Origin of the sequence: Anaerotignum sp., from assembly GCF_031981185.1 — a bacterium.
Lineage (GTDB): Bacteria > Bacillota > Clostridia > Lachnospirales > Anaerotignaceae > Chakrabartyella.
Genome location: NZ_DALYUL010000008.1, coordinates 46,715 through 56,149 on the forward strand (window position 1 = coordinate 46,715; position 9,435 = coordinate 56,149).

At 41.0% G+C, this 9,435-nt stretch carries 11 protein-coding genes; 6 read left to right on the forward strand and 5 right to left on the reverse strand.

What is annotated here, in order from left to right; all coding sequences use genetic code 11:
• Positions 1 to 2,429: efflux RND transporter permease subunit (locus RTK36_RS06190; RefSeq protein ID WP_312045324.1), on the forward strand; the 2,429-nt coding region annotated here is incomplete at its 5' end.
• Positions 2,430 to 2,611: 182 nt separating this feature from the next.
• The gene (locus RTK36_RS06195; RefSeq protein ID WP_312045327.1) at positions 2,612 to 3,334 is read left to right on the forward strand and encodes an MBL fold metallo-hydrolase; all 723 of its coding nucleotides are present in this window, start codon (positions 2,612 to 2,614) and stop codon (positions 3,332 to 3,334) included.
• Between the two features lie 203 nt (positions 3,335 to 3,537).
• Here RTK36_RS06195 and RTK36_RS06200 read toward each other — a convergent pair whose 3' ends face one another.
• On the reverse strand, positions 3,538 to 4,578 hold the full coding sequence (locus RTK36_RS06200) for a stalk domain-containing protein (RefSeq protein WP_312045329.1): 1,041 nt from the start codon (positions 4,576 to 4,578) through the stop codon (positions 3,538 to 3,540).
• 18 nt (positions 4,579 to 4,596) lie between these two features.
• Positions 4,597 to 5,115, reverse strand: a complete 519-nt coding sequence (locus RTK36_RS06205) for a C-GCAxxG-C-C family protein (RefSeq protein WP_312045331.1) — start codon at positions 5,113 to 5,115, stop codon at positions 4,597 to 4,599.
• A 229-nt stretch (positions 5,116 to 5,344) separates the two neighbouring features.
• On the opposite strand from RTK36_RS06205, the gene RTK36_RS06210 reads away from it, so the two are divergent.
• The 3 genes from RTK36_RS06210 to RTK36_RS06220 are packed head-to-tail and all read left to right on the forward strand — an operon-like array spanning position 5,345 to position 6,312.
• Positions 5,345 to 5,545: an ATP-binding protein gene (locus RTK36_RS06210; protein WP_312045333.1), complete on the forward strand. Its 201-nt coding sequence runs from the start codon at positions 5,345 to 5,347 to the stop codon at positions 5,543 to 5,545.
• 1 nt (position 5,546) lies between these two features.
• Complete coding sequence (locus RTK36_RS06215) at positions 5,547 to 5,747, forward strand: 4Fe-4S binding protein (protein WP_312045335.1); 201 nt, start codon at positions 5,547 to 5,549, stop codon at positions 5,745 to 5,747.
• Positions 5,740 to 6,312, forward strand: coding sequence for a 4Fe-4S binding protein (locus tag RTK36_RS06220; RefSeq protein WP_331654972.1), 573 nt, complete (start codon positions 5,740 to 5,742; stop codon positions 6,310 to 6,312). Before RTK36_RS06215 ends, RTK36_RS06220 begins: the two co-directional genes overlap by 8 nt.
• 70 nt (positions 6,313 to 6,382) lie before the next feature.
• Here the strand turns inward: RTK36_RS06220 and RTK36_RS06225 are convergent, their stop codons facing one another.
• Complete coding sequence (locus RTK36_RS06225) at positions 6,383 to 7,045, reverse strand: Crp/Fnr family transcriptional regulator (protein WP_312045339.1); 663 nt, start codon at positions 7,043 to 7,045, stop codon at positions 6,383 to 6,385.
• A 136-nt stretch (positions 7,046 to 7,181) separates the two neighbouring features.
• Here RTK36_RS06225 and RTK36_RS06230 point away from each other — a divergent pair, with 136 nt between their 5' ends.
• The gene (locus RTK36_RS06230) at positions 7,182 to 7,550 is read left to right on the forward strand and encodes a hypothetical protein (RefSeq protein WP_312045341.1); all 369 of its coding nucleotides are present in this window, start codon (positions 7,182 to 7,184) and stop codon (positions 7,548 to 7,550) included.
• Between the two features lie 229 nt (positions 7,551 to 7,779).
• Here RTK36_RS06230 and RTK36_RS06235 read toward each other — a convergent pair whose 3' ends face one another.
• Positions 7,780 to 9,057 carry a sensor histidine kinase gene (locus RTK36_RS06235; RefSeq protein WP_312045343.1) on the reverse strand — a complete coding sequence of 426 codons (1,278 nt, stop codon included), beginning with the start codon at positions 9,055 to 9,057 and terminating at the stop codon, positions 7,780 to 7,782.
• Positions 9,054 to 9,435, reverse strand: a 382-nt coding sequence (locus RTK36_RS06240; RefSeq protein ID WP_312045345.1) for a response regulator transcription factor, incomplete at its 5' end; no start/stop codon positions are given. The genes RTK36_RS06240 and RTK36_RS06235, both read right to left, overlap by 4 nt.

Genomic DNA, 9,435 nt, shown 5'->3' on the forward strand with positions numbered 1-9,435 from the left:
CCGTGGAGGAAATTAAAGATCTACCTATCGCTACACCCACGGGTGCAATTATTCACTTGAGTGACGTAGCCAACGTTGAGGAAGTAGACAAAGACCAAAGCAACATTGCTTATCTTGATGGGGAACGTGGAATTATGATTTCCGTCAATAAGCAGTCTACCGCTAACTTGGTTAAAACAAGTGAAAAACTTCAAAAGGAATTGGACGCGATTACAGCCCAATATCCTGAACTACATATGAGTATTGTTATGGATTCCTCAGACTATATTAAGGACTCCCTAACAAATATCACAGAAACAGCGTTCTTAAGTGCTTTGATTGCGTTCTTTGTATTGCTGGCGTTCCTGAAGAACCCCATTACCTCTGCAATTATTGCAATATCAATCCCAACCTCCATCCTGGCTACCTTTGTGCTGATGTATCTGGCGGGAATGTCGTTGAATCTTATTTCTATGGGTGGTGTGGCCATTGGTATCGGTATGTTGGTAGATAACTCCGTCGTTGTTCTGGATAGTATTTATCAGTATTATGAGCGGGGATATACCCCAAAAGAAGCCTCAGAAGTAGGAGCAAAAGAGGTTACCATGGCAATCACTGCCTCTACGTTAACAACTGTGGCAGTTTTCCTGCCCATTGCATTTGTTAAAGGTTCCGTAGGACAGCTTTTGCAAAACCTGTCCTTTGCCATCACCTTTTCCCTTGCAGCATCTCTCGTCGTTGCCATTACCTTCGTTCCTATGGCATCTGCCTTGCTTTTACAAAAGGATAAAAAGACGAAGCTGCGCAAATACAAGAAATTTTCTTCTGCGCTTACCCTATGGGATAATGCTTTAGACCGCCTTGCACAGTGGTATGAGCGGGTAATCCGCTGGGCACTGTCTCATCGTAAAACAACAGTGCTTACCGTATTGGCAATCTTTGTTGCCAGCTTGATCACCGTGCCTATGACAGGTATGGACTTTATGCAGGAGTCAGATGAAGGTACTGCCAGTGTTAAAATCTCTCTGCCTAACGGAACTAAACTAGAAACAACCGACGAAGTTGCCCTAGAGGCAATGTACCGTCTCAAGACTATTCCTGAGAACGAAACGGTTTATGCAATTATCGGTGCAGACTCTATGTCCAATAACAGTGCAAAAGCAACCGTTTATATGAACTTAATTCCAAAAAGTGAACGCTCTCGCACCACTGCGGAGGTATGCGAAGAAATCAAGACTTTATTGGGGGATATTCCAGGAATAGAGCTTTCTGTATCCGCCTCCCAATCCTCCATGGGCAACACAGGCGGCGGCGACGTAACCTTCAATGTTTATGGCTATAACAATGAAACCTTAATGGGCGTTGAAGATGATATTGTTGATATTATCAGCAACATTAATGGCTTTACCGATGTGGAAGGGTCCACAGTGCCTGAGGCAATGGTTAAAATTGACCGTAGCAAAGCTTCCCATTACGGTGTAACCGCCGGTAGCATTGCAAGTGCATTGAGTACCGCAATTTCCGGCACAACTGCAACAGAGTATAAAGTAGATGGATCAGAATTGGATGTTGTTCTTCGTTACAACACAGATGAGCTGAATTACTTAACAGACTTGAATAATTTGACGGTAACCTCAGCTACAGGCGTACAGATTCCCCTTTCTGCCGTTGCAAACATAGAAATTGGGGAAAGCGCAACCTCTATTACCCGTGAAAACCAAAAGAATTATATTTCCATCAGTGCCAACACCCCTGACTTAAGCGGAAGTGAAGCACAGAAGCTGATTGATCAGGCTTTAGCAGACTACAATTTCCCTGAAGGATGTACATATTCTTACTCAGGAAATATGGAAATGATGATGGACGCCTTTAGAAGCTTGATGATTTGTATGGTCATCGCAGTGCTTTTGGTTTATATGATTATGGCTTCACAGTTTGAATCCCTGCGCTATCCGTTTATTGTTATGTTCTCCATGCCGTTGGCAATTACCGGAGGTATCCTTGGTCTGTTCATAACAAATCACACCGTTACCATGCCTGCCCTCATGGGCTTCGTTATGCTGGTCGGTATGGTTGTAAATAACGGTATCGTATTGGTAGACTATGCGAATCAGCTGATGGGTCGTGGCCTTAGCTGCTATGATGCCTTGGTAACGGCAGGTCCAAGACGTCTGCGCCCCATTTTGATGACGACCTTGACCACAATTTTAGGTATGCTGCCTATGGCTTTGAGCAAGGCAGAGGGCAGTGAAATGATGCAGAGTCTTTCCATCGGTGTAATTTTTGGTCTTGCTTTCTCTACTATTATCACTCTGGTATTCATCCCTGTTCTTTATCTTTGGATGAACGAGAGAAAAGATCGGAGAATACAAAAGAAAGAGGCACGAAAAGAGAAAAAAGCTTCAAAAGCAAAAAAAGATCCGAAAGCGAATAAGAATGTAACCGCATAAAAATATTCTCATTCGGTATTGCTTTTCCCATTAGAAAGGCACTATACTGAAAGAAGGGTAAAAAGCCCGTTTTGCAATGCACATCTTTAGGGAGGCAAGCGGGCTTTTTTCTTTTGCCTGACGATAATGATTTTTTAAAATCACTTTGCCCTGATTGAATTACATGAGAAAGGAACCACCTTATGAAGCTTTCAAAATTATCAGAACATATTTATTATATGGAACATGATCCCGAAACGGATCGCCCTGCCTTAGGATATATTAAAGGAAAAAAAGGGGGCTTTATGATGGATGCTGGAAACTCCGCCGCCCATTATCAGCTCTTCCTGGAAAAATTGCAGGAAAATCAATTGCCATTTCCTCGTTATCTTTCTGTGACCCATGCTCATTGGGATCATACCTTTGCCCTTTGGGCAACAGATGCCGTTACCATTGCAGGGGGTAAAACCAATAAGGAATTGGAAAAAATGTCACACTGGATGTGGGATGATGCCTCCATGGCAAAACGCCTTGAAACCGGTGAGGATTCAGATTTTTCTGACACACACATTCGTAAAGAGTATGCCCATCGCAGTGATATCAAGGTAAAAACGGCGGAAATCAGCTTTAATGGTTCCATGACCATTGATTTGGGAGATGTCACCTGTATTCTGCGTGAAATTGTTTCTCCCCACTGCAGGGACTCTGTAATTTTCCTTATTCCTCAGGATGAAGTGATTTTTCTGGGTGACTCCTATTGCTCCGTTCCCAAAGGAGAGGTATGGGTCTATGATAAGGTGTTACTCACCGCATACATTGATGAACTAGAGAAAATAGATTTTCGCCACGCCATTAAAGGACATCATCCTCCTCAGACAAAGGAAGCCCTTTTAGCAGAATTGCGGACAGAATGGAAAAAGTTATAGGCTAAGAGAACTTTTTTGTTTGTTTCTGAGTAAAAAGGAAATAGACTACTGACACACCCATAAATGGGTGTGTTTTTCAATTAAAAAAGCAGAAAAACAATTATGTTTTTCTGCTTTAACTTTCCAATAAGTATTAATAAAGCCAAAGAGCCAGAACCGAAGGGTTTCCCATAAGAATCCCCTTCGAAAATGATAGAGCCCAATTATAAATTATACTTTACCGTAAAAGAAATGATCCCTCCATCATTGGGTGCAATGGTTTCAGGAGGTAAATAAAACCCAAGGCCATCTTTCGTTACATAAAACCCAACTATGTCCATATTTTTTTCCAAACGCACCTTGGCATCAGAATAAAAATTGGACGGTTTTTCATCAATCAGAGCACCAAAAGACGTCTTCCAAAAGGCCTGAAGCTCCTTATTACTGTCTGTTATGATATCGGATAGGGCAAGTTCCTTTCCATTTGTCGCTGAAAACGTATGGGAGGTACAGGCTCTTTGGCCTTGCAATTCACCTGTATATTGGGTGCTCGTCCCATAAAAGGATACCAACTTACTATCTTCCCTTGTAATTTCATAAGAACCTACATAGTAATAAGGGGAGAACGATGTACCCTTTGCTTTGTCAGCCTCATACTCCGTTTGGGCTTTCTTGCCATAGGTATCTACAAAAGCCTTTGTTAAAGCCTTGGCCTCTTCATTCAGCGTTTTTTCCATTTGGCTTGCGTAACTTCCTTTGCTTTTCGGAATGTCCATCCTGAAAGATAAAACAGCTGTTCCATCATCTGCCTTTACTGTAGTGGTATTACTATTCTCTGCTTCGGCTTGAGAAGAAATCACTGTCACCACATACCCTTGAGGATCCCATCCTACCTGTGCATCGAATGCCTCAGCAACAGCACGCAAAGGCACTAACGTTCGTTCGTTCATGATACGGGCAGGTACAGCCATTGTATATTTCAATTGTCCATTTTTATAAAGACCTGAATCACCGATTTTTAGTACAACGGTATCTCCATTTCTTGTAGAGGTAATGGTTTGGTCAGACTCGGACCAAGCAACCTCGCTACCCAAGGCTTGAAAAATTGCCCGCATCGGCACCAACGTGCGATCCTCTACGATAATTGGGGGTTGGTCAAAAGATATCCCCTGCCCATCCACAAATACCCGTATTGCCGGATATGCAAACGCCGTGGTTGTCCATAGCAAGGAAGCGGCTATGCTTGCCAGTATGATTTTTTTCATGGATTTTCACCTCTTTTTTTAGCTTTTCTCTTCAGAAGTCTCTTTTTCCTTTGCAATTTCTTCCGCCCTTAATGCATATTTCATGGCTAAACCACCGCAATAGCCAATAATCTGCATGCAGTTCTTCTTTCTCGCCTTTCCTTCAAACTCACCCAGGGGTGCAGAAAGCTCCTTACAAATCAGGGTTCCATAATGATCTTCAATTTCACGAATCATCTCCCCGATTAATAAATAAATATCCTTTAACTCGGCAATTCTCTCACCTACAGTTTCCTTTTCAAAAGGGTTTTTTCTACCAAGCACACCACTAAGCGCCATCACTGCACCTGTAATTGCACCACAAGTATTTTTCGTGTTACCCAAGCCGGAACCAAAACCTGTTGCTAAGGCAATGGTTTCTTTTGGCAAATCAATCTTGTCCATATCAAAGAAGGTACACATAATGCATTCTGTGCAATTTAAGCCTTGTCGAAAATAATTACTGCTACTTTGTTCCGCTTGTTCCACCAATGTCAATTCGACCTTTTCCTCATCCATCACAAAACCTCCAAGTCTCATTTTATTAATCTACGTAACAAAGTTACGGAATCTAATCAATGTCTTATGCTACTATGATACCATAAATCAGCACTGCACCAGCAATAATTTTTGTTTCTCCATATATTTTTTATAGAAATTAACGCAAATTACCTGGGCTCTATATTCCCATTACCCAGTAAATAGGCATACCATAAAAAAATAGTTTAAATCTGAAAGGATAAATTTTATGAAAAAATTAGCCAAAATAAATCTAGATAGATGTCCCCAAAATCACAGATGTCCCTCTTTAAGGGCATGTCCCGTGGGGGCTTTGACACAACAAAGTCCTTATTCTGCTCCCGTTATTGATGAAGCCCTTTGCATTGGCTGCGGAAAATGCGCCATAGTATGTCCCAGAAAAGCGCTGATTATGGTGAAGGAGGGCTGAAATGAAACGAATTGCTCTCGTATCCACCATGGACTGTGTATCTTGCGGTTGTTGTGAAAAGGCCTGCCCCAAAAATGCCATTGCAGTATACCGCGGCATCTATGCCAATGTAGATCAGGGGCTGTGTATCGGCTGTGGTCTTTGCGTAAAAGCTTGTCCTGTTGATATCATCTCCCTAAAGGAGGTTGATATCTTTGGCTAAGAAAAAAAATTGGAACGATTACCTTTGGGTTGCATCTTCCCTTTATCTGATTCTGGGATTTTTTAATATACTGTTTGCGTGGCTTGGTCTGATTTGCTTTCTAGTTCCCCTCATAATGTCTTTGGCGGGGGGCGAGAAAGGCTATTGCAACCGTTACTGTGGCAGAGGTCAACTTTTGTCTATCGTTGGAAAACGTTTTTCTAAAAATCTGCCCATCCCTAAATGGATTTACAGTAAGGCCTTTCGCTACGGCTTCTTAGCCTTTTTTCTGGTTATGTTTTTTCAAATGCTTTTTTCCACTTATTTGGTGTTTGCAGGCACAAATAACCTAAAAGAAGCAGTCACCCTTCTTTGGAGCTTCTCCCTACCTTGGAGCTTTGCTTCTTCCTCTGCCCCTGTGGCAGATTGGGTAAAGCAGTTTTCCTTTGGCTTTTACGGCGTTATGCTTACCTCCACGTTATTAGGGTTAATCACCATGTCACTGTTTCGACCTCGCACTTGGTGCGTATATTGCCCCATGGGTACCATGACACAACTGATATGTAAAACAAAATATAAAGAATAATATCCAATAACCCTCTTATTTGGGCATCATTTTTATGGTGCCCTAAATTTAATCAAGAATAACCTTTGTTTTATTGAAGCAGCGTATAGAGCTCTTTTTTATCTAATAAATGAATACAGCCACGCCCCACAGAAATTAACTCTTTTTCCTTCATTCTCTTTAGGGTACGGCTAACAGCCTCTCTTGCACTACCTATATTTTCTGCGATTTCTTCTTGGGTCAACCGCAGGGTATCACTTTTTCGCTGACTACTTTCATCAAGAAGATAGGAAGCAAGCCGTTGCTCCAAATTTAAAAACATCATTTGCTGTACCCCTTCTACCAAAGATGACATCCGCTCCATCATCAGCTCAAGGGAAAAGTTTTTTACATAAATATTTTCTTGCTCTACTTTAGCAAATACATCTGTGGGCAATAGTAAAATACTGCAGTCCTCCGAAGCCTCCACCTCTACATCAAAGGTAATTTGAGATATAGCGCAGGACATGGTCAGCATACAAAATTCCCCTTCTCGCAGGCGAAAAATTGTGGCTTTCTTGCCTTCCTCGGAAGTTAAATATGCCCGTACGCCACCCTTTAGCACCAAAACCATGCCTAATGAGCCTTTTGCAGGGGTATAAATTAAATCTCCAACTTGAAATTCCAAAGTTCGCATATTCTTGCGTAAATAGTCCTTTTCTTCCTCCGTAAGGTGGGGGAAAAAAGGAAGCATTTCTATTTGATTGGGAACCATAGGAGCCCTCCTTTTTCTTTTAAAAACCGTCTACTTCTGATTTTATGATATTGTTTAAAAAATGTCAACGCCGCTTCCTTGACGGAAACCATACTTCGTGCTAAAATCCAGCCATATTCAATGGGAGGTACAAAAGATGAATGAAAAATTAGATGCTTTACAAGCCCTACCTATTTTCAGAAATATTACCAAAGAGGGATTGGAAACTATGATAGATTGTTTCTCCGCAGAATTCATTTCTGTAAAAAAAGGTGAACAGATAAAAATAAAACAAAACTCCACCTTGTGCATGATAGAGGGAACGGTGTCAGGGCTAAAAAAAGGAAACTTTTTCCCCTCTCCTAAGGATGAAAATCCATATGTTGCCCTTGAAGATAGTGAGCTTGTCATCTTGGAAAGCCATATGCTTTTGTATCCTTGTTATGGCTGTTGTTTTTTTCATGCCCAGCTTTTACAAAATATGCGTGAGGATGGCGTTGAGTTTAGAGCCTTGGAGAATGAATAGAATTACTCCACACCTTGATAGTCACTGAAAACAAAAAGACAGTTTCCTTTTTATTCTATTCCAAAGAAGCCTGTCAAAATACAATCTTCTCAAAAGAAAAACATCTCACACAAGTGAGATGTTTAAGCTGTTAAAAAATAACTATTCCTTTCACGAACATATATTGCAAATCTAACCGGTTTCATGAACATTCAGTTATGTCTTTCTCCAAAAACAAATTGGCAATTTTTTATAAGATTACCGTAATCTCTAATGTATCCTCGCTGGATGCCATGACAGAAATTTTTCCCTTATGTTGCTCTACAATTGCCTTGGCAATGGAAAGACCCAAGCCGTATCCCCCTGTTTGTCTGCTTCGTGAGGCATCAGTCCGATAAAACCGTTCCAAAAGAATATTCATATTTCCCGTTTGCTCCAGATATGCTTTGTTTTTCACCGTCAATTTGCCGTTGCTGTTCCAGTTTACCTCAATGGGATAGCTTTCTTTTGCGTGCTTCACGCCATTATCCAAAAGTATATAGATTAATTGGCGCAACTGATCCTCGTTCCCCATTATCATTACATCAGGACTAACAGCAGCTTGAATGGTTTTTCCCTGCCCTTGGGCAAAAGCCTCCATTTCGTCACATACTTCAGTAATGATATTAGAAAAATTAAGATTTTCCATAGCTGATTGTGCCTGTCCTTCCTCCATTTTTGCCAGCGTAGTTAGTTGATTTGTCAAACGGGTCATCCGTTCCACCTGACGCTTAATGCTTTGGGTCCATTGGCTTTCTCCGTTTTCCATTTCAATCACCTCTGTATTGGCATCAATAATTGATAAAGGTGTCTTCAATTCATGTCCCGCATTGGTAATAAAGGTTTTTTGCTTTTCATAACTTTCAACCACAGGCCGTACAGCAGTTTTGGAAAAGATAATAATTAGAAAGCAAACTGCCAAAAAGCCCGCTCCACCAACATAAAGGCTGTTCAGCAGAAAATTATTCGTAAAAAATAAGTCTTTTGTACAATCCAAGTAAACAATTAAAGTTCCTTCTTCAACCTCAGTGACCCGATAACGATAGGAACCCAAGAATCCTTTCTTGCTGCCCTGCTCCACCACAGAATTCACCATTTCTGTTGCTTCTTCCGTGGTAATAGCGGCAATATAATTCAAGTTGATTGATTTTTGTTCCATATCTCCATTGAGAACAACGGAGAAATATCGGGTTGCAAAAGGATCCTCAGGAGAAAAATCTGTTCTTCTTCCAGATATAGGGGGATTATTTTTTCTGCTTGGATTCTCAATTTCCCATTCCGCCTTGGGAATTGGCTCACTTTTGGGCTTGTCCCGATGAATCTTTGGAAATACCCCATTATTTTCGGAAATAGCAGATAAAATTTTATCAGCATTTTCCTTCATGTTGCTGTAGTTCCACGCATTTATAGAAACCAAAAAGGAGAAAAGCACAATAAAAACGCTGAACGATGCGATTCCAATAAAACGAAGTCTTAATTTTTCGCTCATGCCTTTACCTCCAAGGTGTATCCTAAATTTCGTGCTGATTTTATTCCCACATTTGCCTCGACCGCAGTTAAACGTCGACGCAAATAAGAAATATAAACCCATACCACACTCAGTTCTGCCTGAGTATCATACCCCCAAATACGTTCTAAAAAACGTTCGGCAGAAATCAATTGATTGGGATTTACCATCATCAATTCTATCATTTGAAATTCCTTGCCCATTAGGCGTAACTGAGCAGTTTCAGTAGAAAGGATAAAGGTATTGCGATCCAAAGTTATATTTCCAATTGTCAAAAGATTATCTCCACCAACCTCCGCTTTTCTGGTCATGGCACGGATTCTGGCAATCAGCTCCTTCATTGCAAAGGGTTTTGTTAAA